This is a genomic window from Streptomyces sp. BBFR2, assembly GCF_044497305.1.
GTDB lineage: Bacteria > Actinomycetota > Actinomycetes > Streptomycetales > Streptomycetaceae > Streptomyces.
Window position 1 is genome coordinate 3,472,806 of record NZ_CP172415.1, and the last position, 25,826, is coordinate 3,498,631.

Below are 25,826 nucleotides of genomic sequence, written 5' to 3' on the forward strand. Positions count from 1 at the left end.
TCGTTCCCGGGGCGTACGGAGGTAGCGGGCGTCAGGCGGTGGCGAGGGCCGCGGCCTGACGGCCCTTGGCGGTGGCCTCGGCGAGCGCCTTCTCGCGGGACGCCTCGTACAGCGGGATCAGTTCGCTCATCGCGGGGTTGGAGGGCGCCATGGTCAGCTCGGGGACGATGAAGTCGACCTTCAGGCCGAAGCCGTCGCCCAGGACGGTCTCCAGGTAGTTCTGCACGTGGTCGGAGCCCTCGCGGGGGGTGCCGGGGGCGTACGAGCCGCCGCGGCTGGCGACGACGGTGACGGGGGTGCCCTTGGCGGACGGCTCGGCGCCGGCCGTGCGGCCCATGATGATCGTCTGGTCCAGCCACGCCTTGAGCGTCGAGGGGATCGTGAAGTTGTACATCGGGGCGCCTATGACGATGGCGTCGGCCTGTTCCAGCTCCTCGGCGAGGCGGGCGCGCAGGGCGAAGGCGGTCCGCTGTTCCGGGGTGTGGGTGGCCGGGTCGGAGAATCCGGCCGCGGCGGCGGTGCCGTCGAGGTGGGGGAGCGGGTCGGCGGCGAGGTCGCGGTAGATGACGGTGCCGTCGGGGTGCTCCGCCAGCCAGGCGGCGCGGAAGGCGGCGGTCACGGCGCGGGACGCGGAGCCGTCCTCGGGGAAGAGGGAGGAGTCGAGGTGGAGGAGCGTGGCCATGGTGGTCGGTCCTTCGCTTCGCGGCCGGGCGCTGCACGGCCTGCTGGTTGAATTTTGTACGTTGCTATTCATAACACAGGTGCTTACTTTTCCGCAGTACCAAACGGGAGGCCGGTAGGCTGGAGGCATGGCGGACCACGGCGAGGCGGCGTGCAGGCAGGTCGACGGCAGGATGACGCGCGTCTTCGAGCTGTTCGGGAAGCGCTGGACCGGCCTGGTCGTGGCCACGCTCCTGCCCGGGCCGGTGCACTTCGCCGATCTGCGGCGGGCGATCCCCGGCATCAGCGAGCGGATGCTCTCCGACCGCCTCGCGGAACTGGCGGCGACCGGCCTGGTGGTGCGTGAGGTGGACGCCGGGCCTCCGCTGCGCGTCGCGTACCGGCTGACCGAGGCCGGCCTCGCCATGGAGCCCGCGCTCAAGGAGCTGGGGCGGTGGGCCGAGACGTATCTGGCCGACGGCGGGCGGTGCCCGGAGCGCTTCCGCAAGTAGGCGCCCCGGGTCCGTAGGCGGCTTGTGGGGCGGGTGGTCAGCCGTTCCGCTCCTGTTCCCGTTCCTGGGCGGTGTTGTAGCGGAGCAGGTAGGACGCGAAGCGGGCGAGATCGGCCTCGTCCCAGTCGGCGAGCCGCTCGTGGAAGGCCTGGCGGCGGCTGGTCATGGCGTTCGACAGCACCGCGGCGCCCGCGGGTGTGGGGTGCAGCACCTGTACGCGCTGGTCGTCCGGGTCCGTCCGGCGCTCCACGAATCCCAGCTTCTCCAGTGCGGCGATCTGCCGGCTGACGGTGGACTTGTCCAGGAGATAGTGCGCGGCGAGGTCCGTCGCCCGGCATCCCCGCTGGTCGTCGAGGTGCGCCAGCAGGGTGTACGAGACCAGGGACAGCTCGGGGTGGATGCGGGCGGCGGTGGCGCGGGCGCGCCGGGCGAAGGCGGTGAGCTGCTGCTGGATGGTCTCGACGGATGCGTCGCGCTGGGTCATGGGTTGCCTTTCCGAGAAGTAGTTGTATAGTACAACGTGAATTGAGTTGTAAAAGCCAACCAATGAGCCATGAAGGTTGCAAAAGTCAACTTCTGGCCGCAGTCGAGCCGTCTAGCGTGAGAAGGCAAGCCCCATGAGTCCGGTCCGCTCCGACCACCACCCCGATCACGGACGTGAGCACCGTCGCAACCCGCACGCCGCCGGGCTGCGCCACGTACTGACACACCTGATCACCCCGCTGCTGATGTGCATCGGGATGGGCCTGGCCTACCTCGGCGCGTTCGCCAACCCGGCACCGCACGACCTGCCGGTCGCCGTCGTCGGCTCCGGGAAGAGCGCCCAACTGCTGGCACAGTCGATCAACGACAAGGCCGCCGGGGAACTCCAGGTACGGACGGTCGCCCACCGCGCCGACGCCGTGGACCAACTCCGCCACCAGGACATCTTCGGCGCGTACGTCCTCAAGGGCGGTGCGGACGGCGGAGCGCGGCAGGCGCCCGAACTCCTCGTGGCCACCGCGGGATCGGACACCAGCGCCACCGTCGTCCAGAAGATCTTCACACCGCTCGCCGCCGCACAGGGGCAGCCGCTGAAGGTCACCGACATCGCACCGACCGCGAAGGACGACCCCACGGGCCAGGGCATCTTCTTCCTGCTCGTGGCGATCAGCATCGGCTCGTACGCCTCGGTCGCGGTGATCGGCGGCGCCGGGGGCGTCCTCCCGATGCGGCTGCGGGCCGCGCTGGTGGCCGGTATGTCCTTCGTGGTGAGCATCCTCGGTGTGCTGTTCGCCGGGCCCGTCTTCCACCTCGTCGACCACGGACTGTGGGGACTGTGGGGCATGGCCTGGCTGTACTCCGCCGGCATCCTGCTGATCGGCGTCGGACTGCACACCTTCCTCAAGCGCTGGACCACGCTCGGCGTGATGGCGCTCTTCGTGATGCTCAACTTCACCTCGTCCGGCGGCATCTTCCGCCCCGAGATGCAGAACGGATTCTTCGCCGCCCTGCACTCCTTCTGGAACGGCGCAGGCTTCGTCGAAGGCACCCGCAGCCACGTCTACTTCGGCGGCAACGGACTGGCCGGACACGTCTGGACCCTGGTCGTCTGGCTGCTCGTCGGCGCCGTCATGATCACCGTCGCCGGCCTGGCCGAACGCCGCCGCAAGGCCGCCGAGAACGAAGCCGCCGAACGCGCCACGGCGGTCGCGGCAGCGGCGGTCGCCGCCACGGTGACCGACCCCGGCCCGCGGGCGGGACGCGACAGCGCGGCCCGCGCAACGGCCGAACACGCCGCGGAGGAAGAGGAGATGGAGGAAGCCGTGGGGGTGTGACCCGCACACGGCGGTGAGGGCCGGAGGCATCGGGGTGCCTCCGGCCCTCCGCCGTACCCGGGCGGCCGGAGGTGAACTGCGGTGGCGTGCACCGGCGTTGCCTGTGGAAAACGTCGGGCGCTGCGACTGCCGTGCAGGTCGGTGAGGGTGCGGAGCGCTCGCGCCGTGGGCCGGTACGGCAGGCTCCGGGCGCCTCGGGCCGGGCTTTTCCACAGGCCCGCCGCCCCCTCGTCGTGATCGGTAACGTCATCCGCGACAGGCCGGTCCGGGCACCACGCCCACGGCCGGACACCCCGTCCGGCACCGGCTCGAAACGACCGAAGGGGGAGGTGACCACGGTGGTACGAGTGCCGTACGTACCGGGTTTCGCACGGGCGGACACCGCGGGACGAGCCGCGAAAACCGCCGGACGGGCACTGCGGGAACGGCTGCCCAGATCGGCCCAGGCACTGCTCCCGCCCAAGACGACCGACCGGCCCGACGCCGTCACCGCCGTGGAACACACCAACGCCGGGCGGCTGCCGGAACTCACCCCGATACGCGTCGGACGGATGGCCGCCGGCCCGTTCGCCTTCCTCCGCGGCTCCGCCGGACTCATGGCCCACGACCTCACCACGGCACCCGTGACCGGCATCGGCGCACAGCTCTGCGGCGACGCCCACGCCGCCAACTTCGGGCTCTACGGCGACGCCCGCGGCGGCCTCACCATCGACCTCAACGACTTCGACGAAACACTCCACGGCCCCTGGGAATGGGACCTCAAACGCCTGGCGACCTCACTCGTCCTCGCCGGACGCGAAGCGGGCGCCGGTGAGGACACCTGCCTCGCCGCCGCACGGGACGCCGCGGGCGCCTACCGCCGCACCCTGCGACTCCTGGCAAAACTGCCGGTCACCGACGCATGGAACGCCATCGCCGACGAAGAACTGGTCTCCCACACCGACGCCAGAGACCTCCTGGGCACCCTGGAACGCGTCGCGGCCAAAGCACGCAACAACACCAGCGCACGGTTCGCCGCCAAATCGACCGTCCGCACCCCCGACGGCGGCCGCCACTTCATCGACGCACCCCCGGTACTGCGACGGGTACCGGACGCGGAAGCGGCGGCGGTCATCACCGCACTCGGCGGTTACCTCGACACCCTCCCCGACGACCGGCTACCGCTCCTGGCCCGCTACGCACCGCACGACGTGGCGTTCCGCGTCGTCGGCACCGGCAGCGTCGGACTCCGCTCGTACGTCGTGCTCCTCCTCGACCACCGAGGCGAACCACTGATACTCCAGGTCAAGGAGGCCCGCGCTTCCGCGCTCGCGCCCCACGTGGCGAAAGCCGGCTTCGAAGTCCCCGAGATACCCCACGAAGGACGCCGGGTGGTGCTCGGACAACGCCGCATGCAGGTGGTGAGCGACACCCTGCTCGGCTGGGCCACCGCCCACATACCCGCCACCGGCACCGCGGGAGACACCCGGACGACGGAGACCGCCTTCCAGGTACGGCAGTTCCGCAACCGCAAAGGCAGCGTGGACCCGGCAGCGCTCACCGGTGAGCAACTGGACGACTACGCCCGGATGACCGGAGCCCTGCTGGCCCGCGCCCACGCACACAGCGCCGACCCCCGCGTCCTCGCCGGATACTGCGGGAAATCCGAAGCGCTGGACGACGCCATGGGCAGCTTCGCGACGGCCTACGCCGACCGGACGGAAGCCGACCACGCAGAACTGTCCGCCGCGATCGCCGGCGGGCGGATCGCGGCGGAGAGGGGGGTTTGAGGGGAGGGGGTGGGGAGGGGCGGGGGGGGAGGCCCCCAGAGGAGCGCGGACCAGCCCCCGCCCCTCCCCGCTCCCCCGCCCTCTCCCAGCGCACCCACGCGTCCTCCTGGTACGGGGCCGTACGCTGGCCGGGTGACGAACTCGTACGCGGAGAACGTGCAGGACGGCCGGGGCGGAGCCGACGCCGGGGGAGCGGCGGACGCCACCGACACCAGGGGGGCGTCGGTCGCGCCGGATGCGACGGATGTGACGGGGGCGTCCGGGGCGTCCGAGGGGACCGGTGCGGCCGAGGAGGCGGCGACGGCGCGGCTCGCGGCGGCGGTGCGCGCTGCTGAGCAGGCGTTGATCGAGTTCGAGATCGCGGTGGAGACGTTCCGGGTGGAGGTGGAGAACTTCTCCCGGTTGCATCATCAGCGGCTCGGTCCGATGTACGCCCGGCTCGATGAGCTGGACGCGCAGATCGCGGAGGCGGTCGCCGCGCGGTCCGGTGATCCCGAGGACGTCCGTAAGGCGCGTGAGGCCCGGGCGGCGGTGTTGCCGATGCCCGAGGTGGAGGAGTTGTTCCACGGCTGGATGGGGCCGGACGGACTGTTCCCGGAGGCGCAGGCGATGCTCACCGAGCAGCCGGTGCAGCCGCCGCAGAAGGTGCGGCCCAGCGAGGAGGCCCGGCGGGCCTACCGCGATCTGGTGCGTAAGGCGCATCCGGATCTTGCGCGGGACGATGCGGAGCGGCGTCGTCGGGACGAGTTCATCGCCCGGGTCAATGCCGCGTACGCCGCCGGGGACGAGGCGGTGCTGGGTGCGCTGACGCGGGAGTGGGAGGCCGGTCCGGCCCCCGTCGAGGAGCGGCTGAGCGCGAGTGAGGAGCTGTACGCGCGGCTGGAGTGGCTGGCGGCGCGGAAGGAGATGCTGGCCGCGGCCGCGGCGGAGCTGGAGGAGAGTGCGATCGGCGCGATGATCAAGATGGCGCCGCAGGATCCGGACGGGCTGCTGGACGAGATCGCCGAGAAGCTGCTCGCCGATGTCTCCGAGCGCGAGGCGTACCTCTCCCAACTGGTCGGGTAGCGTCGGGGTCATGCACACAGGTTCTCTGCCCACGGTCCATGCCGACGCGCTCACGTCCGAGGATTTCCTGCTCGACGTCCGTGAGAACGACGAGTGGGTGGCGGGGCACGCCGAGGGCGCCCTGCACATTCCGATGAGCGAATTCGTCGCCCGTTACGCCGAGTTGACCGAGGCGGCGCCCGCCGACGGCAAGGTGTACGTGCTCTGCCGGGTCGGCGGGCGGTCCGCGCAGGTCACGCAGTACCTGCTCCAGCAGGGCGTCGACGCGGTGAACGTCGCGGGCGGGATGCAGGCGTGGGAGGCCGCCGGTCGTCCGGTCACGGACGGCAAGGGCGGCACCGGCCGGGTGGTCTGAGCCCCGGACCGGAGTGCCCGGGGCGTGGCGTTCCGCCCGCCCCGGGGTTTCAGCCCTCCTCGCGCAGGGGCTGCTCGGCGAGGAGGTCGCCGAGGGCTTCCTCGTGGGCGGCGGCGGGGCCGAGGGAGAGTTCCAGTTGCTTGGCCCAGGCGTGGTAGCGGTGGAGTGGGTAGTCGGTGTCCGCGCCGAAGCCGCCGTGCAGGTGCTGGGCGGTCTGCACGGTGCGGCGGATGCCGTCCGACGCCCAGATCTTGGCGACCGCCACATCGCCGGCCGGCGGCAGTGCGCCGGTCGCGCCCGTACCGATGCGCCAGGCGGCCTGCCAGAGGGTGGCCGCCATCGCGCGCAGGTCGATGAACCGGTCGGCCGCCTGCACCGCGACGGCCTGGAACGTGGCGAGGGGGAAGCCGAACTGTTCGCGTTTGCCGGTGTAGTCGGCGGTCATCGCGAGCACCGCTTCGCCCAGGCCCAGGGCGAGGGCGCAGATGCCGCAGGTCAGCAGTTGCCGTAGCTCCTCGGCGGCGCCGGTGGCGGTCAGGACGTCCGTGCCGGTCAGGCGTACCGAGGTGAGCCGCAGCTCGGCGTGGCGTTCGCCGGTGGTCGAGATCTGTTCGTGGCGGGTCAGGCCGGGGGCGGTGAGCGGGGTGAGGGCGAGGACCGCCCGGCCGTCGGGGGTGTGCGCGGGCAGCAGTGCCAGGTCGGCGCCGTAGGCCCAGGGGACGGCGGTCTGGACGCCGTCGAGCAGCCAGCCGTCGGTGTCCGGTCGTGCGGTGACGGCCAGCTCCGCCGCGTCGTGTCCGGTCCGTCCGCCGGAGGCGGCGGTGATCACGAGTTCGCCGCGTCCGATACGGGGCAGCAGTTCGGCGCGTACCGCTTCCGGCGCGTGGTGTTGCAGGAGGCGGGAGGCGGCGGCGCACTCCAGCAGCGGGACCCGGGCCAGGACGCGTCCTGCCTCGCGCAGCACCAGGCAGAGGGCGATCGGGTCGAGCCCGGCGCCGCCGTACTCGGGCGCGGTCAGCAGGCTGAGGAGGTCGGCCTGGGCGAGGGTGCGCCACAGGTCCCGGTCGAAGTCGTCGGCGACGGCGCCCGCGGTGAGCGCCGGGCTGGGTACCCCGTCGGGTGCCACCTGTGCGAACACGGCTTTCGCCGCCTCGGTGGCGGCCTGCTGCTCCTCGGTGAAGGTGAAGTCCACTGATTGTCCTTCCACGGGCGCTGACCTGACGAGGCGTCAAGGTAGAACAGGTTGCAGGAATTGGGAATGCGTACGGCTTCCGGCGGCGGCTCTCCGGGGCGCGGTCGTCGCCGGGGCGGGGGCCCGGATGGCCGCGGTCCGTACGGGGCCGAGGGCGCGGTCGCGAGTGGGGTGGCCCGTGGCGGGTGCGAACGGGGGCGCGGTGTGCGCCCGGCGGCGGTGCGGTGCCGGGGTGCCGGGTGACCAGGTGCGGCTGTGCCGGGTCGGGGTCTCCGGTTACGGTTCCGGGGCGTAGTGGGCCGATCGGGAATCTGGGAACGGGGCGGGAATGCAGTCAAACGGTGACGAATCGCGGTCGGTGGCCGCGCTCTCACTGCCCTCGCGGATCGTCATATGCATGGCGGTCAGTGCCGTGGCCGTGGCCGTGGCGATCCATCTGGCCATGATGTTTCTGCACGTCGCGCCGGAGAACACGCTCAGCAAGGCGCAGAGTGACGCGATCGGCGAGTACGTCTACCCCGAGTACGAGCAGAACTGGAAGCTCTTCGCGCCCAACCCGATGCAGCAGAACGCCGCCGTTCAGGTGCGCGCGGAGCTGCGTACCGGCGACGGCGGGGTGCGGACCACCGGCTGGACCGATCTCACCGCGCGCGACGGCCGTGCGGTTCACCACAATCCGGCCCCCAGCCATACGCAGCAGAACCAACTGCGGCGGGCCTGGGAGTACTTCGTCAGCACGCACAACGCGCAGAACGCCGCGATCGGAGCGCGCGGTGAGCTGTCCGAGCAGTACATCCGGCGGATCATGGTGCAGCGGATGGAGCCGGAGTGGTCGCGGCAGGGCCGCCCCGAGCGGTTCCAGGTCCGCTCGGTGACGACGCAGATCGCCCCGCCGAGCTGGAGCAGCGAGAAGATCAGCGACAAGCCCGCGTTCCGTGTACTGCCCTGGTGGCAGGTCACCACGGCGGACCTGCCCGAGGGGACGAAGAGCAAGTGACCGCAGCACCGGACCGGCGGGATCGGCAGCGCCAGGTGGATCGGCAGGACCAGCAGCAGCGAGCGGATCGGCAGGGGTTGCCGGATCAGGAGAACCGGGAGGTTCAGGGCGCCGGGGAGGAGCAGCGGGCCCGGCAGGCGTCGGAGGGCGTGTCCGCCGCCCCGGGTGCACCGGTTTCACGGGAAACGCCCACCGGGCAGGGGACGCCTCCCCCGCAGGGGCCCGAGTGTCCCTTGGCCCCGGAGTCCTCCGGCCCTTCCTCTCTCGCTTCCGAGACCCGTATCGAGCGCCTTGTGGGGAGTGGGTTCCGGCTGGTCACCGGGCGGGCGATGGCGCCGTACCAGACGGCGGTCCTCCGGATCGGGTTCGCGGCGACCTGGCTGCTGTTCCTGCTCCGGGAGTGGCCGCACCGCGCGGCGCTCTACGGGCCGGACAGTCCGTTCAGCCTGGACATGGCGCGGCGGCTGCTCGACGGCAATCACGCCTTCTCGGTGCTGCCGTGGTCGGACGGGCGTGGCTGGTTCGAGGTGGTCTACCTCTTCGCGGTCGTCTCCGCCGCGCTGCTGATGCTGGGCTGGCGTACCCGCACCATGTCGGTGCTGTTCATGATCGGTGTGCTGTCGCTCCAGAACCGCAGCGTCTTCATCGGTGACGGCGGCGACAACATCATCCATCTGATGGCGATGTACCTGGTGCTGACCCGGTGCGGTCAGGTGTGGTCGCTGGATGCCCGCCGCGCCCGGCGCACGGTGGAGCGGGGTGAGAGCGTCGGACGCGATCTGCCCGGCGTCGCCCTGTGGGCCGTCCTCGGCCCGGCGCTCGCCGTGGCCCAACTGCTCGGATGCTACGGCCTGAGCTGGTTCGGGCACGGTCCGTTCCCGTACGTGGGCTGGGGGCTGGCGCTGTGGCTGCTGTGGGCCGCGCACGGTCTGCGGTGGGTGGTGGACCGCCGCGCCGCGGGCGAGCCGCGGACGGTGCTCGACATCCTCGGCTCGGTACTGCACAACGGCGCCCTGCTGGTGATCATGGTCGAGGTCTGCCTTGTCTACGCGACCGCCGGCTGGTTCAAGATCCAGGGCTCGCGCTGGCAGGACGGCACCGCGGTCTACTACCCGATGCACCTGGACTACTTCTCGCCGTGGCCGGAGCTCTCCGGGCTGCTCGGCGCCAGCGGGCTGCTGGTCCTGCTCTTCACCTACGGCACGGTGATGGTGCAGGTCGCCTTCCCGTTCACCCTCTTCAACCGGCGGCTGAAGAACGCTCTGCTGGTCGTGATGGTCTGCGAGCACCTGTCGATCGCGTTCCTCCTCGGGCTGCCGTTCTTCTCCGCGGCGATGATCGCCGCGGACCTGGTGTTCCTGCCGACGCCCTTCCTGACCTGGATCGGCGGCCGGATCTCGGCGTTCACCGCCCGCCGCTCCACCCGCCGGGGCCCGTCGGAGCCGTCCGCCGCTGTGGAGGGTGTGCGGGCACCGGCCGGTCCGTAGCGCTTCCGCGGCGTTCTACGCTCGTGGGGTGAGCAGCGAGATGACCACCCCGGCCGAGCAGGGCCCTGACGCCGCGGCGGCGCCGTCCGCCGCGGCCGAACCGCTCCAGTACGACGAGGGCTACGGCCCGAAGGTCGGCGTCGGGCCGCACCCCGAGCCGTGGCCGGAGGATGCCCGGTACGACCCGGAGCTGCTCGCCGGGGGCGACCGGCGCAACGTCGTGGACCGTTACCGCTACTGGACGCGGGAGGCGATCGTCGCGGACCTCGACACCCGTCGCCACGACTTCCATGTGGCCGTCGAGAACTGGGGCCACGACTTCAACATCGGCTCGGTGGTGCGGACCGCCAACGCCTTCCTGGCCAAGGAGGTCCACATCGTCGGGCAGCGGCGCTGGAACCGTCGCGGTGCGATGGTGACCGACCGCTACCAGCACGTCCGTCATCATCCGGGCACCGAGGAGCTGACCGCCTGGGCCGCCGCCGAGGGGCTGCCGATCATCGGGATCGACAACCTTCCCGGTGCCGTGCCGCTGGAGACCACCGTGCTGCCGCGCCGCTGCGTCCTGCTCTTCGGTCAGGAGGGGCCGGGGCTGACGGAGGAGGCGCGGCGCCACGCCTCGGTGGTCTGCTCGATCGCGCAGTTCGGCTCGACGCGGTCGATCAACGCGGGCGCCGCCGCGGCCATCGCCATGCACGCCTGGATCGGCCGCCACGCCGTCATCGAACCGCCGGCCGCACCCTGACAGCACCTGCCGGGCCCTGTCGGAACCACGGACGCCCCGGCCGGAGGCGATGGGCCTCCGGTCGGGGCGTCGGGGTGCGGGCCAGGGACGGGCGGACCGGACCGGCGGACGTTTCACGTGAAACGTGCGTCGACGGGGGTGTCCGGACCGGCACGGCGTTTCACGTGAAACGTTGTGCCGGCGGCCCGACTCTCCCGGCACGTCTCACGCCGGGCGGCGCACCTCCACCGTCCGGAAGCGGTTGGCGACGAAGGCGCCGTCGCACAGCGCCGCGTTGGCGGACGGGTTGCCGCCGGAGCCGTGGAAGTCGGAGAACGCGGCGGTCTGGTTCACATAGACCCCGCCGGTCAGGTTGAGTGACAGTTGGGCGCACTCGTCCAGGCAGACGTCCTCGATCTGCCGCTCCACCTCGGGCGAGGTGGTGTACGCGCCGACCGTCATGGCGCCCTGCTCGCGGATCGTGTCCCGCAGCAGCGCCACCGCGCCGTCCGCGGAGTCGACGGCCACCGCGAAGGAGACCGGGCCGAAGCACTCCGTCCGGCAGGCTGCCGCGGACTCCGGCTTCGTACCGTCCAGCTTGATGATCGCCGGTGTGCGGACCGTCGCCCCGGGGAACTCCGGGTGGGTCACCGACCGGGAGGCCAGCGCTACCTCGCCCAGCTCGGCCGCACCGTCGAGACGTGCTTTGACCTGCGGGTTCACCAGTGCCCCCAGCAGGGCGTTGGCACGTGCGTCGTCCCCGAGCAGCCCGCTGACCGCGCCTGCCAGATCCGTGACCACCTCGTCGTACGACTTGGGGCCGGCGTCCGTGGTGATGCCGTCCCGGGGGATGAGGAGGTTCTGCGGGGTGGTGCACATCTGGCCGCTGTAGAGGGAGAGCGAGAAGGCGAGGTTGCCGAGCATGCCCTTGTAGTCGTCGGTCGACTCGATGACGACGGTGTTGACCCCGGCCTTCTCGGTGTACACCTGCGCCTGGCGGGCGTTGGCCTCCAGCCAGTCGCCGAAGGCGGTCGAGCCGGTGTAGTCGATGATCCGGATCTCCGGCCGGACGGCCAGCGTCTTGGCCAGGCCCTCGCCGGGGCGGTCCACCGCCAGGCACACCAGGTCGGCGGGGAACCCCGCCTCGGCGAGCACCTCGCGGGCCACCCGCACCGTCAGCGCCAGCGGCAGTACGGCCCGCGGGTGCGGCTTGACCAGCACCGGGTTGCCGGTCGCCAGGGAGGCGAAGAGGCCCGGGTAGCCGTTCCAGGTGGGGAAGGTGTTGCAGCCGATCATCAGGGCCACCCCGCGCGGCACGGCGGTGAACGCCTTGGTCAGCTCCAGCGGATCGCGCTTGCCCTGCGGCTTCGACCAGGGCGCCCGCTCCGGGACGCGGGTCTGCTCGGCGTACGCGTACGCCACCGCCTCCAGGCCGCGGTCCTGCGCGTGCGGCCCGCCGGCCTGGAGCGCCATCATGAACGCCTGCCCGCTGGTGTGCATCACGGCCTGGGCGAACTCATGGGTGCGGGCGCTGATGCGGGCCAGGATCTCCAGGCAGACGGCCGCCCGTGCCTCCGGTCCGGCGTTCCGCCACGCCGGCAGCGCGGCGCGCATCGCCGGCAGCAGCACATCGGGGTCGGGGTGCGGATAGGTGATGCCCAACTCGGGCCCGTACGGGGAGACTTCCTCGCCGACCCAGTCGTCGGTGCCGGGCTGGTCGAGGTCGAAGCGGGTGCCGCGTACCGCATCGAAGGCGGCGAGACCGTCCGGCGCCGCGCTCTCGCCGTACGCCTTGGGGTGCTCGGGGTGGGGCGACCAGTAGGCGCGGGTGCGGATCGTCTCCAGCGCCGTGTCGAGCGTCGGGCGGTGCTTCTCGATCAACTGCGCGGGGGTCATGTCGGCGGCCATCGAAGACCAACTCCTCGTCGAACCGGGCGGAGGGGAACAGGAGAGCGGAGCGCAAAAGCTGGCAACGGAGTTAGGGTAACCGAACGATCGGTCGGGGCAAGGGGGTCCGATGAGCCGGTGGAGAACCCGGCCGGAAGTGCCCCGCGCGCGGGGCCGGCGCGAGGCGTCACGAGGCGCCCGCGTCGGCAACGTCCCAGCAGGTCCGGGTCGCCCTGGATGTGCGTCAGGGATGTTCGGGACATCGTTCGGGCGCCCTGCGGGCGGGATGCGTGGGGTGCTGTAATCGTCTTCATGAGCAAGCGCGACGCCTATACGCCCGATTCGCTGCTCGCGGTCGCCGTTGAGGTGTTCATCGAGCGCGGGTACGACGGTACGTCCATGGAGCACCTCTCCCGGGCGGCCGGTATCTCCAAGTCCTCGATCTACCATCACGTACGGAGCAAGGAAGAGCTGCTGCGGCGGGCGATAAGCCGCGCGCTGGACGGGCTCTTCGGCGTCCTGGAGGAGCCGGGCGCGACCGGCGGCCGGGCGATCGAGCGCCTGGAGTACGTCACCCGCCGCGTCACCGAGGTCCTGCTGGACGAGCTGCCCTACGTGACGCTGCTGCTGCGGGTGCGGGGCAACACCGACACCGAGCGGTGGGCCATGGAGCGCCGCCGCGAGTTCGACCACCGGGTCGCCGCACTGCTGGAGCGGGCCGCCGCCGACGGCGACCTCCGCCCGGACGTGGACATCCCGCTGGCGACCAGACTGCTTTTCGGCATGATCAACTCCATCGTGGAGTGGTACCGCCCGGGGCGTGGCGGTATCGCCGGCCGGGACGAGGTCGCCGAGGCCGTCGTCCGGACGGCCTTCGCCGGCCTGCGCACCGCCTGACGGGCGGGGCCATGAGCCCGTACCCCCGCCGGGAGCCGCAGCGGCCGCCGGCCGCCTCACCGTGGCTGCGGCCCCAGCCCCGTCTCCTCGAAGACCAGCAGCGTGCGGGTGCTCAGCACCTCCGGCATCGCCTGGATCCGCGTCAGCACCAGCTCCCGCAGCTCCCGGTTGTCCTTGGTGTGCACCAGCAGCAGTACGTCGAAATCGCCGCTGACCAGTGCGATGTGGGAGGCGCCGGGGAGTGCGGTGAGCTGTTCGCGGACGGTGCGCCAGGAATTCTGGACGATCTTCAACGTGATGTAGGCGGAGGCCCCCTGACCTGCCCGTTCCTGATCCACCTGGGCGCTGAACCCACGGATCACGCCGTCGTCGATCAGTCGGTTGATGCGCGCGTACGCGTTGGCACGCGAGACGTGCACATGCTCCGCCACGGAGCGAATCGAGGCCCGCCCGTCGGTCTGGAGCATGCGCAGGATCGACCGGTCGATGGTGTCCAGCGGGCGGGCCGGAGGGGCCGCCGGGCCGGGTGTCCGAGGCGGTGGTGCCGCTCTCGGTGGCGCTCCGCCGGGATGGGCCATCTGTTCGTCCGGCATAGGGTCCTGCCTCCCCTTCTTGGACGCCCTGACTTCATCTGAAGCTGTGGAGAACCGTTTGTCCACAGGCCGGGCCCGCCTGTAGCCAAAATGCATCGGCGACCGAACAATCGGTAGGGAAGGGCTGACCGCCCCGACCCTTTTCATCCTGCCCATCCGTCGCCCGCCCCCATCCCACGAGGCGCACCGCGCCACCCCTTCGATCCCGGAGAAGGTGCTCGTCATGACGGTCCTTGAGCAGCCCGGCAGCAGCAGGCGCAAGGGCGACCTGCCCGGCCCGCCCCCCGCCTGGCACCCCCGCGTCGACCCGGCGCCGCTCCTGCCCGACGCGGAACCCCATCGGGTGCTCGGCACGGACGCCGCCCGGCAGCTCGACGCCGCACTCCTGAAGCGGCTCTACGTCCAGCTCGTCCGCGGCCGCCGGTACAACACGCAGGCCACCGCCCTCACCCGCCAGGGCCGCCTCGCGGTCTACCCGTCCTCCACCGGCCAGGAGGCGTGCCAGGTGGCCGCCGCCCTCGCCCTCCAGGAGCGGGACTGGCTCTTCCCCAGCTACCGCGACACCCTCGCCGCCGTCGCCCGTGGCCTCGATCCGGCCGAGGCGCTGACCCTGCTGCGCGGCGACTGGCACACGGGCTACGACCCCCGTTCCTGCCGTATCGCCCCGCTCTGCACCCCGCTCGCCACCCAGCTTCCGCACGCCGTGGGGCTGGCGCACGCCGCCCGTCTGAAGGGGGACGACGTGGTCGCGCTCGCCCTGGTCGGCGACGGCGGCACCAGCGAGGGCGACTTCCACGAGGCGTTGAACTTCGCCGCCGTCTGGCAGGCGCCGGTCGTCTTCCTGGTACAGAACAACGGCTTCGCGATCTCCGTCCCGCTGGCCAAGCAGACCGCCGCGCCGTCCCTGGCGCACAAGGCCGTCGGATACGGCATGCCGGGCCGCCTGGTGGACGGCAACGACGCCCCCGCGGTGCACGGCGTCCTCACCGAGGCGGTGCGCCGGGCGCGGGAGGGCGGCGGCCCCACCCTCGTCGAGGCCGTCACGTACCGCGTCGAGGCGCACACCAACGCCGACGACGCCACCCGGTACCGCACCGCCGACGAGGTCGAGGCGTGGCGGGCGCACGACCCGATAGCCCTGGTGGAGCGCGAGCTACAGGAGCGGGGCCTGCTCACGGACGAGTTCGCCGCCGCGACGCGGGAGGGCGCCGAGGAGATGGCGGCCGCCCTGCGCGAGCGGATGCACCAGGACCCGCCGCTCGACCCGGATGACCTGTTCGCCCATGTCTACGCCGAGCCCACCGCCCAATTGCGGCAGCAGGCCGGTCAGTTGCACGCCGAGCTGGCCGCGGAGGCCACCACCGACGAGCCCGCCCAGGAGGCCCGGCCATGACCCCGACCGCCGCCACCGCGCGCAAGCCCGCCACCATGGCGCAGGCGCTCACCCGTGCGCTGCGCGACGCCCTGGCCGAGGACCCGTCCGTCCATGTGATGGGTGAGGACGTCGGCACCCTCGGCGGTGTCTTCCGCGTCACCGACGGGCTCGCCGCCGAATTCGGCGACGACCGCTGCACGGACACCCCGCTCGCCGAGGCGGGCATCCTCGGCACGGCCGTCGGTATGGCCATGTACGGGCTGCGGCCGGTCGTCGAGATGCAGTTCGACGCCTTCGCCTACCCGGCGTTCGAGCAGTTGGTCAGCCATGTCGCCAAGATGCGCAACCGCACCCGCGGCGCCGTCCCGATGCCGCTGACGGTCCGCATCCCCTACGGCGGCGGCATCGGCGGCGTCGAGCACCACAGCGACGCCTCCGAGGCGTACTACCTGGCGACTCCGGGGCTCCAGGTGGTCACGCCCGCCACGGTCGAGGACGCGTACGGGCTGCTGCGCGCCGCCATCGCCTCCAACGACCCGGTCGTCTTCCTCGAACCGAAGCGGCTGTACTGGTCCAAGGCCGACTGGTCGCCCGAGGCGCCCGCGGAGGTGGCGCCCCTGGGACGCGCCGTGGTGCGCCGCCGGGGCACGGACGCCACGCTGATCACGTACGGGCCGTCGCTGCCGGTCTGCCTGGAGGCGGCCGAGGCGGCGCGGGCCGAGGGGTGGGATCTGGAGGTCGTCGATCTGCGGTCGCTGATGCCGTTCGACGACGAGACGGTCTGCGCGTCGGTGCGGCGCACCGGGCGGGCCGTGATCGTCCACGAATCGAGCGGTTTCGGCGGTCCGGGCGGGGAGATCGCGGCGCGGATCACGGAGCGCTGTTTCCACCATCTGGAGGCGCCGGTCCTGCGGGTGGCGGGATTCGACATTCCCTATCCGCCGCCCATGCTGGAAAGGCATCATCTCCCAGGAGTGGACCGCGTTCTCGACACCGTCGCCCGCCTCCAGTGGGAGTCGGACTGGACCGAAGGGAGGGGCGAGTGATGGCTGTGGTCCGTGAATTCACCCTGCCCGACCTGGGGGAGGGCCTCACCGAGGCCACCATCGTGCAGTGGATGGTCGAGGTCGGTGAGGTGGTCTCCGTCGATCAGCCGGTCGTCGAGGTCGAGACGGCCAAGGCGATGGTCGAGGTGCCGTGCCCGTACGGCGGTGTGGTCACCGCGCGCTTCGGGGAGGAGGGCACCGACCTTCCCGTCGGGGCACCGCTGATCACCGTCGCGGTCGGCGCGGCCACGCCCCCGGAGACGCCCGCGGATCTGGCCCCGGACACCGCCCCGGCCGCCCCTGCGCCGGAGACCGTTCCGGCGGAGTCCGCCGAGGGCTCGGGGAACGTCCTGGTCGGCTACGGCACGAGCGCCGCGGCCGCGCGCCGGCGGCGGGTCCGGCCCGGTGGCGGAGGCGGCGCGGCGGACGGTTCCGGCGGCCGACCGGAGCCCGTCGCACCCGGGGAGCCCGAGGAAGCCGGGGCGCCCCGTACGGTGGCCGTCATCTCCCCTCTGGTACGCCGGATGGCCCGGGAACACGGGCTGGATCTGGCCACGCTGCACGGCACCGGGCGGGACGGACTCATCCTGCGGACGGACGTCGAACGCGCGGTCCGGGAGCGGCAGGCCATCGCCACCGCCGGTGCCGCCACCGGGAATGTCCCGGCGGCCGGGAGCGTGCCCGCCACCGGCCGGACGCGGGCCGAGGGCGAGCGGATCCCGCTGCGGGGGATGCGCGGGGCGGCGGCCGAGAAGTTCACCCGCAGCCGACGGGAGATCCCCGACGCCACCTGCTGGGTCGACGCGGACGCCACCGAACTCCTCGCCGCCCGACGGGCGATGAACGCCCCGGGCGCCCCCAAGGTGTCGCTGCTGGCGCTGCTCGCCCGTATCTGCACGGCGGCGCTCGCCCGTTTCCCGGAGCTGAACGCCACCGTCGACACCGAGACCCAGGAGATCGTCCGGCTGCCCGAGGTCCATCTGGGGTTCGCCGCGCAGACCGACCGCGGGCTGGTGGTGCCGGTGGTGCGGGACGCCCACACCCGTACGGTCGAGGGCCTGTCCGCGGAGATCGCCCGGCTCACCGAGAGCGCGCGCTCCGGCGGCCTGTCGCTCGCCGACCTGACGCGTGGCACCTTCACCCTCAACAACTACGGCGTCTTCGGCGTGGACGGCTCCACGCCGATCATCAACCATCCCGAGGCGGCGATGCTCGGCGTGGGCCGGATAGCGCCCAAACCGTGGGTGCACGACGGTGAGCTGGCCGTACGCCAGGTCGTCCAGTTGTCGTTCACCTTCGACCACCGGGTGTGCGACGGCGGCACGTCCGGCGGCTTCCTGCGCTACGTCGCCGACTGCGTGGAGCAGCCCGCGGTGCTGCTGCGGGGGCTGTGAGCCGACGCGTCGGGAGCCGGGCGGCGCCGCGGCTCCCGACGCGGTGAGCTGGACGGATGTGGTGTGCGGTCCGGTTTCCGGTGCGCCCCGGGCGGGCTCGGGGCGGCTCCCGGTCGGTGCGTACGGATGCGCTCGGCCGGGCGTGTAGCCGGTTCGCCCCCGGAGTGGCCGGTGCGGTCCGTGGGCGGCGTGCGGCGGTCCGGCCGGTTCCGGTGAGCGGTGTGAGCGGCGTGAACCCGGCGATACTCAAGGGGTGAGTGACACGCGACGGCCGCCCGAGGACACCGGGGCTCGCCGGCCCCTCCCCGCCCATGACGCCCTCGTCCTGGCCGGGGGCGCGGCCCGGCGGCTCGGCGGGGCGGACAAACCCGCGCTCTCCATCGGTGGCCGTTCGCTGCTCGACCGGGTGCTGGCCGCCTGCCCCGACGCGGCGACGACCGTCGTCGTCGGCCCCCCGCGCCCGACGGTCCGCGCGGTGGTGCCCGCCCTGGAGGACCCGCCGGGCGGCGGCCCGCTGGCCGCCCTGGACGCGGGGCTGCGGCACACCACCGCCCCGACGGTGCTGGTCCTCGCCGCCGACCTGCCCTTTCTGACACCGGCGACGGTGCGCGCGCTGCTGACGGCGGCGACCGGCACGCCCCCGGACGGCGCGGCCCGTGTGGACGGTGCGGTGCTGCGCGACGCCGGGGGCCGCGATCAGCCACTGGTGGCGGCGTACCGAAGCGCTTCGCTGCGACGGGAGTTGGCGGTGTTGCGGGCGGCGCACGGTTCGCTGTCCGGTCTGCCGTTGCGCGCGGTGACGGCCGCTCTGACGCTGGAGCGCGTCGAGTCCATGTCGGCTTCGGCGTCCTTCGACTGCGACACCTGGGAGGACGTCGGCGCGGCCCGTGCCCGGATCAGGGAGCATGGAGGCGTGTTGGACGAATGGATCACCGCAGTCAAGGCCGAACTGGGCATCGAGCTGGATGTCGACACCAAGACGCTGCTGGACCTCGCCCGTGACGCGGCGCACGGAGTGGCCCGCCCGGCAGCGCCGCTGACGACATTTCTGATCGGATACGCGGCGGGCCGTCAGGAGGGCGGCGACGTGGCGGAACTGTCCCGGAGAATCGGCGCGCTGGCCGAACGCTGGGCGGCGGAGCACGCTTCCGATGACGGCGGCGCCTCCGGCGACGGTGGCGCTGGTGGCCCCGGTGGTGCTTCCGGCGGCGCGGGACGGCCCGACCCGAAGTCCGCCCCGTGACCGAGGGCGATTTCGACGACGCCTTCGCCGACGCCCTCGCCGTCGCCAACGGCGACCGGCACCCGCGAACGGAGAGCCAGGAGCCGTCCACCGCGGACCCCGGCGATCCGGCGGGGCCGCCCGTACCGCTCGCCGCGGCGGACGGGGACGGGGCGGACCCGTCAGCGACTCCGACGCGGGCCGGGGCCACGGACACGTTCTCGGCCCCGACCGCTCATACCTCGGCCCTGGTCGAGCCCTCGGCCCCGGCCTCGGACCTGGACCTTCTCGCCCGGCTGGTGGGAGAAGCGGGGACGGCAGCACGGCGGACGGTGCCGGAGCGCGGTCCGCTCGGAGCACACGGCTCAGGTGAGCCCGCCGCCGCGGAATGCGGTGCCACAGCTCCTCGCGCGGTCTCCGGCGTGACGGCCCCTGGGCACAGCGACGCCGGGCCCCTGGACTCCTGGGCACCGGTACTCGGGCCGATGGCATCCGGTACGGCACGCCCCGTCCGGGCGGCGGGTTCCGAGGCGGTGGGCGGCTCCGGCCCGTCCGGCTCCGGACCGGTGGGCGCCGGGGGTTCCGGTACGACGGCCGACGATGCGGCGCTGTGCGCCGTCCCGGTCTCGGCGGGAGAGGGCCCGACCGCCTCCGGCGCGGGCCGGGACAGCGGTACGTGCGGTGGCGCGCCGCCCGTGGCACCGGGCGGCGGTGCCACGGGAAACACCTGCGACGCCGTGCCCTCGTCGACCGGGAAGGGCCAGGCCCTGGGCGACGCAGGCTCCGACGCCGGGGCACCGGGCCCCAGCCCCGCCGGTGACGCGCGGCCCGGGGGCTCCGGCACCACGTGCTCCGGTGAGGTCACCAGGGGCTCCGACGGTGCCACCGGAAACGCCGGCCCGGAGAGCGACGCGAACGCCCCCGCGCAGCCCGGTACCCCTCGCACCTCCGGCGACTGCTCCACGTCCGACGACCGGCCGGCCTCCGACGACCGTCCCGTCTCCGGCGACGGGCCCGAACCCGGCAGCCGTCGTACATCCGGCGCCCGGCCCGAGCCCGTCGGCCACCGCACGTCCGGTGATCGGCCTGCCCCCGGGCCCCGGCGGCGGGCTGCCCCCGTCGCCTGGGCGATCGCGCGGGAGCGGGCGATCCGGGCGGCCGGCGGGCCCCGGCCGCCGGAACTGCGCGCAGGCGAGGAAGCGCTGGGGCGGACGCTGGCGGAGCCGCTCACCGCGCTGACCGACCTGCCCCCGTTCGACACCTCGGCCATGGACGGCTGGGCGGTCTCCGGGCCCGGCCCCTGGGACCTTGACCGCGTGGCCGGGGGCGACGGCACCGATCGCGGGATCCTCGCCGGTCACGCCGCCACGACGCTGGCGGACGGGCACGCCGTCGCCATCGCGACCGGGGCGCGGGTGCCGGACGGCGCCACCGCGGTGCTGCGCAGTGAACACGGCGAGATCCACGAGCGCAGCGACGGGCGGCGCCGGCTCGCCGCGCCGCGCGCCGTACCGCTCGGCCAGGACATCCGCCCCCGAGGCCAGGAGTGCGGCGCGGGGGAACCGCTGCTGCCGGCCGGTGTGCCCGTGACGCCCGCCGTTCTCGGACTGGCCGCGGCCGCGGGGTACGACCGGCTGACGGTCCACCCGCGGCCCCGCGTCGAGGTGCTGGTCCTTGGCGATGAACTGCTCCAGGACGGGCTGCCGCGGGAAGGCCGCATCCGCGACGCGCTCGGGCCGATGCTCGGACCGTGGCTGCGGTCCCTGGGCGTCGACGTCACCGGGACCCGGCCGCTCGGCGACGACGCCGACGCCCTCCACGCGGCGCTCACCGGCTCCACCGCCGATGTCGTGCTCACCACCGGCGGCACCGCGTCGGGCCCCGTCGACCACGTCCACCCGGCCCTGCGCCGGATCGGTGCGGAAGTGCTGGTCGACGGCGTGGCGGTACGCCCGGGGCACCCCATGCTGCTGGCCAGGATCGCCCCGGGCCGGTACCTCGTGGGCCTGCCCGGCAACCCGCTCGCCGCGATCTCCGGGCTGCTGACCCTGGCCGAACCGCTGCTGCGGAGCCTCGCCGCCCGCCCGCCCGCGGTACTGCCCCGCACCCCGCTGGGCGCGGCGCTGGCCGGGCATCCGCACGACACCCGGCTCGTTCCGGTCGCCTACCGCGACGACGCCCGTCACGGCCGCGTCGCGACTCCGCTGCCGTTCCACGGACCGGCCATGCTGCGCGGTATCGCCGCCGCCGACGCGCTGGCCGTCGTCCCGCCCGGCGGCGCCGACCGGGGTGACCTGGTCGGTGTGCTGGAACTGCCCTGGCCCACGGGGAGCGCGGCGGGTGGCTCCGAGAGATCGGGACCGCCGTACGGGCCCGGATCCCACCCCGGCGGCGGCCGTCCCGTACGCTCCACCTTTTCCGCACCCCCGACCGGAGGCGCCGCGTGAAGCTTCCCTCCCACGACGCCGCGGCGCGTGAGGTCCCCGAGGACAACTCCCGCCGGGTCCTGCTCCCGCGCCGGACACCTGTGGAGCCGATCCGGCAGGTCGCCAGACGGATCCTGATGGCGCTGCTCGTGCTGGTAGCGACGGTCTTCATCGTCTGGATGGACCGCGATGAATACCACGACAACGCGAACGGCACGGTCGATCTTCTCGACTGCGTCTACTACGCCACCGTCACACTCTCCACCACCGGCTACGGCGACATCGTCCCGTACGGCGACAGCGCACGGCTGCTGAACATCGTGCTCATCACGCCACTTCGGGTGCTCTTCCTGATCATCCTGGTCGGCACCACACTGGAAGTGCTGACGGAACGCACCCGTGAGCAGTGGCAATTGAAACGCTGGAGAAAAACCTTGCGTGACCACACCGTCGTCGTCGGATTCGGCACCAAGGGCCGGTCCGCCGTCCAGACCCTCTGCGCCACCGGACTGACCCGTGAACGCATCGTCATCGTCGACCCGAGCCCGAAGGTGATCGACTCCGCCGTTGCCGAAGGGTTCGTCGGCGTGGTCGGCGATGCCACCCGCAGCGATGTGCTCGTCCGTGCGGAGATCCAGCGTGCGCACCAGGTGGTCATCGCCACCCAGCGCGACGACACCGCCGTGCTCGTCTCGCTCACCGCGCGGCAGTTGAACAAGAAGGCCAACATCGTCGCCGCGGTCCGGGAGGAGGAGAACGCCCCGCTGCTGCGGCAGTCCGGCGCCGACTCCGTGATCACCTCGGCCAGCGCCGCCGGCCGGTTGCTGGGGCTCTCCGTCCACAGCCCCAGTGCCGGAACGGTCATGGAGGACCTCATCCAGCAGGGCAGCGGCCTCGATCTGGTCGAGCGCCCGGTCGTGAAGTCCGAGGTCGGCAAGTCCGTACGGGAGACCGAGGACCTGGTCGTCTCCGTGCTGCGCGGCCACCGGCTCCTCGGCTACGACGACCCGGCGGCCAGCCCGCTGCAGCCCGCCGACCGGCTGATCACGATCGTCCGTGCCGCCCCCGTCGAGGAGGGCGACCTGCCGGGCAAGTCCCGTGCGGCCAAGCCGCCGCTGCCGGGTTCCGGGGTCTCCTCGATGCGCCGCATGGACGACTGACCGCGCCGCCCTCGGTGGGCCTCACCGTCTGCTCCGCGATCCGGCTCGTTTCACGTGAAACGAGCCGTTTCACGTGAAACACGAGGAGGGAACGGCGCGTCAACTCCCTTTCCCAGCGGCCTGTTTCACGTGAAACAGGCCGCTGGGCGCGTGGTGCGGCGCCCCCTCTGGAGCCGTACCGGCATCAGCGGTGTGCCTGTCGCTGCGGGCGGCCCCGGCGAGTAGCCTCGCGGCCATGCGAGCGATCACCATTCCTGAACCCGGTGGCCCCGACGCCCTCGTCTGGGCGGAGGTGCCCGATCCGCAGCCCGCCGAGGGCGAGGTCCTGATCGACGTCGCGGCGAGCGCCGTCAACCGCGCCGATCTGCTGCAACGCCAGGGCTTCTACGACCCGCCGCCCGGTTCCTCTCCGTACCCCGGGCTGGAGTGCGCGGGCCGGATCGCGGCCCTCGGCCCCGGGGTGCACGGCTGGGCGGTCGGCGATGAGGTCTGCGCGCTGCTGGCCGGCGGCGGTTATGCGGAGAAGGTGGCGGTCCCGGCCGGGCAGGTGCTGCCGGTGCCGGACGGCCTCGACCTGGTGACGGCCGCCGCACTGCCCGAGGTCGCCTGCACCGTGTGGTCGAACGTCTTCATGATCGCCCACCTGCGCCCCGGAGAGACGCTTCTGGTGCACGGCGGCTCCAGCGGTATCGGCACGATGGCGATCCAGCTCGCCAAGGCGGTCGGTGCCCGCGTCGCGGTCACCGCGGGGAGCGCCGAAAAGCTGGCGCGCTGCGCGGAGTTGGGCGCGGATGTGCTCATCGACTACCACGAGCAGGACTTCGTGACGGAGGTACGCGCGGCCACCGACGGCAGGGGCGCCGACGTCATCCTCGACATCGTCGGCGCGAAGTACCTGGAACGGAACGTGAAGGCACTGGCCGTCAACGGCCGCCTCGCCATCATCGGGATGCAGGGCGGGGTGAAGGCGGAACTGAACATCGGCGCGCTGCTGGCCAAGCGTGCCGCGATCACCGCGGCCGGACTGCGCGCCCGCCCCCTGCAGGAGAAGGCCGCGATCGTGGCGGCGGTACGTGAACACGTCTGGCCGCTGATCGGCAACGGTCAGGTCCGCCCGGTCGTCGACCGCACCCTCCCGATGGCGGACGCCCCCGAGGCGCACCGCGTGCTCGACGCGAGCAGCCACATCGGCAAGGTCATCCTGACGGTCTGAGCGCTACGGGACTGGGCGTTGGAGGGGCCGCTGCCGAAGCCCGCACGGCACCTCCCGACCGGTCCGCGCCCGCGGCGCCCGGCAACGCGTACGAGGAAGCGTTGCCGGGCACCGGCGCTTCGGGGCACGTAGGTCTCCTCGCGGTCGACTGCTCGGTCGCCGCCCATCGGCACCATGTCGCCTCCGCGCACCCGGCTCCCCACCCGGGCCGCCCCGTCAGTGGTCGGCACCGAACCAGCCCGGCCGCATCCTGATCGGCCCCCTCGAACCCGTACGGCCCTGCCCCTCCCCCGCATAGACCGCCCGAGATGCCGGAATTGTTGCGTCATGTGACGCTGAGTAGGTCACACGGCGGCTCGGCACGGGAGGGGCACATCCGTGGCTCGATTCCCTATGCGTATCCCCATCGGCCTGCTGGTGGTCACGGCGGCGTTGCCCTTCTCCCTGGCGCTCGGTACGGCAGCGGCTCATGCGGCCGCCCCCGTATCCCTGGGGCAGGGCGCACTCCGCGCTGCCCCGCCCCCCGCGTCCGATGTGCCTGACACTTCGGACCCGGGCCCCTCCACCCACCGCGACCACCAGGGTGAGGAACCGGGCCTTCTCGATCTCACCGAGCTCCTGGGAGCCATCGGTGCCGACGGCATGCCGTCGGCTGCCGCCGCGCCGCCCGGCAAGGGCACACCCTCCGACGGCCGGCTCCCGCCGCGCCGCCCGGCCGACGACACAGCCGGGCCGCCGCGGCCACACGTACCACCGCACGCACCGCCGGCCGCACCGCACCGGCCGTCCGCCCCGGCGCCTCCCACCCCCGCCCCGCGCCCCCCGGCTCCGCACGTCACCCGGCCGGCGCCGCACCGTTCCCCGGACGGCGACCGCACCACCGAGGCCGCGTCCCCGTCCCCCCGGGCCACCCCCTCGCATCACCGCACCGCGCACCGGCACCCGGCCGTTCCGCCGCACCGCCCCGCGCGGGTGCCCGCGGCCGTTCCGCACGCGGTCCGCGCGGAGGAGTCCTCCGCGTCTGCCCCGGCGGTCCGGGAGGCGGACGACCGGCAGACACCGGATACCCAGGCCGAACCGCCGGCCACCGACGACTCGTATCCCTTCGCCGGTACGGGCACCCACGCCGAGCGGGTGCTCCCGATGGGTGCGGGGATGGCGCTCACCGGTCTGGGACTGGCCTTCCTCGCCCTCCGGCTGCGGCGCGGTTGACCCGGCGCCCGACCCGTACGCCGTTTCACGTGAAACACCGGCCGGCGGCCCCTTCTGGCGGGCCGCCGGACCCCGGCCGCCGGCCCGCCGCCGCAGGGCCGTCCGGCGCCCGCCCACGCTCCGGTACACCGGACCCGGCCAGTGGTTGCGGGCCGGTGGGGTCACCGCCTCCGGCGTACCCGTGTACGAGAGAATGGCGGTATGGATATGCCGATGAACGAACGGTCGCAGGAGAACCAGCACGTCCTGGTAGTCGGCCCGGACGGCATGGCGCTGGGGAGCGCCGCCGCCGGAGGCGGCGAGGGCGACGGGGAGTCCCGGGAGACACCGGTGACGGACATGGTCGAGCAGCCCGCCAAGGTCATGCGGATCGGCAGCATGATCAAGCAGCTACTGGAAGAGGTGAAGGCCGCGCCGCTCGACGAGGCGAGCCGGGTCCGTCTCAAGGAGATTCACGCCAGCTCGGTGAAGGAGCTGGAGGACGGGCTCGCGCCCGAGCTGGTCGAGGAGCTGGAGCGGCTGTCCCTGCCGTTCACCGACGAGTCGGTGCCCACCGAATCGGAACTCCGCATCGCACAGGCCCAGTTGGTCGGCTGGCTGGAAGGGCTGTTCCACGGCATCCAGACCGCGCTCTTCGCCCAGCAGATGGCCGCCCGCGCCCAACTGGAGACGATGCGCCGTGCCCTGCCGCCTGGTGCTGCCCTCGCCGAGGAGGGCGAGCAGCCCGGCCACGGCGGCGCGCGCTCCGGGCCCTACCTCTGAACTGCGGCGAACCGACCGGGAACCGCGAAAGGGCCGGGCACACACCCCGTGTGCCCGGCCC

Annotated in this window: 23 protein-coding genes; 18 read left to right on the top strand and 5 right to left on the bottom strand. The window is 73.0% G+C overall.

Annotation, left to right across the window (positions count from 1 at the left end; genetic code table 11):
• Nucleotides 1–31: 31 nt before the first annotated feature.
• A complete protein-coding gene (locus tag ACGH2B_RS13765; RefSeq protein ID WP_399088483.1) occupies nt 32–682 on the bottom strand; it encodes an FMN-dependent NADH-azoreductase in 651 nt (216 codons plus the stop codon).
• Between the two features lie 127 nt (nt 683–809).
• Between ACGH2B_RS13765 and ACGH2B_RS13770 the strand changes: the two genes are divergently transcribed.
• On the top strand, nt 810–1,172 hold the full coding sequence (locus tag ACGH2B_RS13770) for a winged helix-turn-helix transcriptional regulator (RefSeq protein ID WP_399088485.1): 363 nt from the start codon (nt 810–812) through the stop codon (nt 1,170–1,172).
• A 37-nt stretch (nt 1,173–1,209) separates the two neighbouring features.
• Here ACGH2B_RS13770 and ACGH2B_RS13775 read toward each other — a convergent pair whose 3' ends face one another.
• Complete coding sequence (locus ACGH2B_RS13775; protein WP_399088487.1) at nt 1,210–1,656, bottom strand: MarR family winged helix-turn-helix transcriptional regulator; 447 nt, start codon at nt 1,654–1,656, stop codon at nt 1,210–1,212.
• A 133-nt stretch (nt 1,657–1,789) separates the two neighbouring features.
• Here ACGH2B_RS13775 and ACGH2B_RS13780 point away from each other — a divergent pair, with 133 nt between their 5' ends.
• The 4 genes from ACGH2B_RS13780 to ACGH2B_RS13795 all read left to right on the top strand — a co-directional run bounded on the left by ACGH2B_RS13780 (nt 1,790) and on the right by ACGH2B_RS13795 (nt 6,178).
• Nucleotides 1,790–2,989: a hypothetical protein gene (locus tag ACGH2B_RS13780; protein ID WP_399088489.1), complete on the top strand. Its 1,200-nt coding sequence runs from the start codon at nt 1,790–1,792 to the stop codon at nt 2,987–2,989.
• Between the two features lie 329 nt (nt 2,990–3,318).
• On the top strand, nt 3,319–4,758 hold the full coding sequence (locus tag ACGH2B_RS13785) for a DUF2252 domain-containing protein (RefSeq protein WP_399088491.1): 1,440 nt from the start codon (nt 3,319–3,321) through the stop codon (nt 4,756–4,758).
• Between the two features lie 132 nt (nt 4,759–4,890).
• A complete protein-coding gene (locus ACGH2B_RS13790) occupies nt 4,891–5,823 on the top strand; it encodes a hypothetical protein (protein ID WP_399088493.1) in 933 nt (310 codons plus the stop codon).
• 10 nt (nt 5,824–5,833) lie between these two features.
• The gene (locus tag ACGH2B_RS13795) at nt 5,834–6,178 is read left to right on the top strand and encodes a rhodanese-like domain-containing protein (protein ID WP_399088495.1); all 345 of its coding nucleotides are present in this window, start codon (nt 5,834–5,836) and stop codon (nt 6,176–6,178) included.
• A gap of 49 nt (nt 6,179–6,227) precedes the next feature.
• Here ACGH2B_RS13795 and ACGH2B_RS13800 read toward each other — a convergent pair whose 3' ends face one another.
• Complete coding sequence (locus tag ACGH2B_RS13800) at nt 6,228–7,370, bottom strand: acyl-CoA dehydrogenase family protein (RefSeq protein ID WP_399088497.1); 1,143 nt, start codon at nt 7,368–7,370, stop codon at nt 6,228–6,230.
• 328 nt (nt 7,371–7,698) lie between these two features.
• Between ACGH2B_RS13800 and ACGH2B_RS13805 the strand changes: the two genes are divergently transcribed.
• The 3 genes from ACGH2B_RS13805 to ACGH2B_RS13815 all read left to right on the top strand — a co-directional run bounded on the left by ACGH2B_RS13805 (nt 7,699) and on the right by ACGH2B_RS13815 (nt 10,599).
• On the top strand, nt 7,699–8,367 hold the full coding sequence (locus ACGH2B_RS13805) for a DUF5819 family protein (RefSeq protein ID WP_399088498.1): 669 nt from the start codon (nt 7,699–7,701) through the stop codon (nt 8,365–8,367).
• A 149-nt stretch (nt 8,368–8,516) separates the two neighbouring features.
• Nucleotides 8,517–9,854, top strand: coding sequence for an HTTM domain-containing protein (locus ACGH2B_RS13810; RefSeq protein WP_399096979.1), 1,338 nt, complete (start codon nt 8,517–8,519; stop codon nt 9,852–9,854).
• Nucleotides 9,855–9,894: 40 nt separating this feature from the next.
• A complete protein-coding gene (locus tag ACGH2B_RS13815) occupies nt 9,895–10,599 on the top strand; it encodes a TrmH family RNA methyltransferase (protein WP_399096982.1) in 705 nt (234 codons plus the stop codon).
• 204 nt (nt 10,600–10,803) lie between these two features.
• Here the strand turns inward: ACGH2B_RS13815 and paaN are convergent, their stop codons facing one another.
• The gene (paaN, locus tag ACGH2B_RS13820; protein ID WP_399088500.1) at nt 10,804–12,486 is read right to left on the bottom strand and encodes a phenylacetic acid degradation protein PaaN; all 1,683 of its coding nucleotides are present in this window, start codon (nt 12,484–12,486) and stop codon (nt 10,804–10,806) included.
• 291 nt (nt 12,487–12,777) lie between these two features.
• Between paaN and ACGH2B_RS13825 the strand changes: the two genes are divergently transcribed.
• The gene (locus ACGH2B_RS13825) at nt 12,778–13,362 is read left to right on the top strand and encodes a TetR/AcrR family transcriptional regulator (RefSeq protein WP_399088502.1); all 585 of its coding nucleotides are present in this window, start codon (nt 12,778–12,780) and stop codon (nt 13,360–13,362) included.
• Between the two features lie 56 nt (nt 13,363–13,418).
• Here the strand turns inward: ACGH2B_RS13825 and ACGH2B_RS13830 are convergent, their stop codons facing one another.
• Nucleotides 13,419–13,955 (bottom strand): Lrp/AsnC family transcriptional regulator, encoded by a 537-nt coding sequence (locus ACGH2B_RS13830; protein ID WP_399088504.1) that lies wholly within the window; start codon nt 13,953–13,955, stop codon nt 13,419–13,421.
• A 223-nt stretch (nt 13,956–14,178) separates the two neighbouring features.
• Here ACGH2B_RS13830 and pdhA point away from each other — a divergent pair, with 223 nt between their 5' ends.
• The 9 genes from pdhA (at nt 14,179) to ACGH2B_RS13875 (ending at nt 25,765) form a co-directional block, all read left to right on the top strand.
• Nucleotides 14,179–15,348 (top strand): pyruvate dehydrogenase (acetyl-transferring) E1 component subunit alpha, encoded by a 1,170-nt coding sequence (pdhA, locus tag ACGH2B_RS13835; protein ID WP_399088506.1) that lies wholly within the window; start codon nt 14,179–14,181, stop codon nt 15,346–15,348.
• The gene (locus tag ACGH2B_RS13840) at nt 15,345–16,376 is read left to right on the top strand and encodes an alpha-ketoacid dehydrogenase subunit beta (RefSeq protein WP_399088508.1); all 1,032 of its coding nucleotides are present in this window, start codon (nt 15,345–15,347) and stop codon (nt 16,374–16,376) included. The genes pdhA and ACGH2B_RS13840 overlap by 4 nt, the downstream gene beginning before the upstream one ends.
• Complete coding sequence (locus ACGH2B_RS13845) at nt 16,376–17,770, top strand: dihydrolipoamide acetyltransferase family protein (protein ID WP_399088510.1); 1,395 nt, start codon at nt 16,376–16,378, stop codon at nt 17,768–17,770. The genes ACGH2B_RS13840 and ACGH2B_RS13845 overlap by 1 nt, the downstream gene beginning before the upstream one ends.
• A gap of 253 nt (nt 17,771–18,023) precedes the next feature.
• Nucleotides 18,024–19,013, top strand: coding sequence for an NTP transferase domain-containing protein (locus ACGH2B_RS13850; protein WP_399088512.1), 990 nt, complete (start codon nt 18,024–18,026; stop codon nt 19,011–19,013).
• Nucleotides 19,010–21,439, top strand: coding sequence for a molybdopterin-binding protein (locus tag ACGH2B_RS13855; RefSeq protein ID WP_399088514.1), 2,430 nt, complete (start codon nt 19,010–19,012; stop codon nt 21,437–21,439). The genes ACGH2B_RS13850 and ACGH2B_RS13855 overlap by 4 nt, the downstream gene beginning before the upstream one ends.
• Nucleotides 21,436–22,578, top strand: coding sequence for a potassium channel family protein (locus tag ACGH2B_RS13860; protein ID WP_399088516.1), 1,143 nt, complete (start codon nt 21,436–21,438; stop codon nt 22,576–22,578). The genes ACGH2B_RS13855 and ACGH2B_RS13860 overlap by 4 nt, the downstream gene beginning before the upstream one ends.
• A gap of 235 nt (nt 22,579–22,813) precedes the next feature.
• Entirely contained in the window at nt 22,814–23,791 is a 978-nt protein-coding gene (locus ACGH2B_RS13865) for an NAD(P)H-quinone oxidoreductase (RefSeq protein WP_399088518.1), read from the top strand.
• A 378-nt stretch (nt 23,792–24,169) separates the two neighbouring features.
• Nucleotides 24,170–25,003 (top strand): hypothetical protein, encoded by an 834-nt coding sequence (locus ACGH2B_RS13870; protein WP_399088520.1) that lies wholly within the window; start codon nt 24,170–24,172, stop codon nt 25,001–25,003.
• Between the two features lie 201 nt (nt 25,004–25,204).
• Nucleotides 25,205–25,765, top strand: coding sequence for a bacterial proteasome activator family protein (locus ACGH2B_RS13875; protein WP_399088522.1), 561 nt, complete (start codon nt 25,205–25,207; stop codon nt 25,763–25,765).
• Nucleotides 25,766–25,826: the final 61 nt, after the last annotated feature.

Coding starts and splice junctions, on each gene's coding strand:
- ACGH2B_RS13765 (WP_399088483.1), bottom strand. CDS start 682: ATGGCCACGCTCCTCCACCTCGACTCCTCCCTCTTCCCCGAGGACGGC.
- ACGH2B_RS13770 (WP_399088485.1), top strand. CDS start 810: ATGGCGGACCACGGCGAGGCGGCGTGCAGGCAGGTCGACGGCAGGATG.
- ACGH2B_RS13775 (WP_399088487.1), bottom strand. CDS start 1,656: ATGACCCAGCGCGACGCATCCGTCGAGACCATCCAGCAGCAGCTCACC.
- ACGH2B_RS13780 (WP_399088489.1), top strand. CDS start 1,790: ATGAGTCCGGTCCGCTCCGACCACCACCCCGATCACGGACGTGAGCAC.
- ACGH2B_RS13795 (WP_399088495.1), top strand. CDS start 5,834: ATGCACACAGGTTCTCTGCCCACGGTCCATGCCGACGCGCTCACGTCC.
- ACGH2B_RS13805 (WP_399088498.1), top strand. CDS start 7,699: ATGCAGTCAAACGGTGACGAATCGCGGTCGGTGGCCGCGCTCTCACTG.
- ACGH2B_RS13815 (WP_399096982.1), top strand. CDS start 9,895: ATGACCACCCCGGCCGAGCAGGGCCCTGACGCCGCGGCGGCGCCGTCC.
- paaN (WP_399088500.1), bottom strand. CDS start 12,486: ATGGCCGCCGACATGACCCCCGCGCAGTTGATCGAGAAGCACCGCCCG.
- ACGH2B_RS13825 (WP_399088502.1), top strand. CDS start 12,778: ATGAGCAAGCGCGACGCCTATACGCCCGATTCGCTGCTCGCGGTCGCC.
- ACGH2B_RS13830 (WP_399088504.1), bottom strand. CDS start 13,955: ATGCCGGACGAACAGATGGCCCATCCCGGCGGAGCGCCACCGAGAGCG.
- pdhA (WP_399088506.1), top strand. CDS start 14,179: ATGACGGTCCTTGAGCAGCCCGGCAGCAGCAGGCGCAAGGGCGACCTG.
- ACGH2B_RS13840 (WP_399088508.1), top strand. CDS start 15,345: ATGACCCCGACCGCCGCCACCGCGCGCAAGCCCGCCACCATGGCGCAG.
- ACGH2B_RS13845 (WP_399088510.1), top strand. CDS start 16,376: ATGGCTGTGGTCCGTGAATTCACCCTGCCCGACCTGGGGGAGGGCCTC.
- ACGH2B_RS13865 (WP_399088518.1), top strand. CDS start 22,814: ATGCGAGCGATCACCATTCCTGAACCCGGTGGCCCCGACGCCCTCGTC.
- ACGH2B_RS13875 (WP_399088522.1), top strand. CDS start 25,205: ATGGATATGCCGATGAACGAACGGTCGCAGGAGAACCAGCACGTCCTG.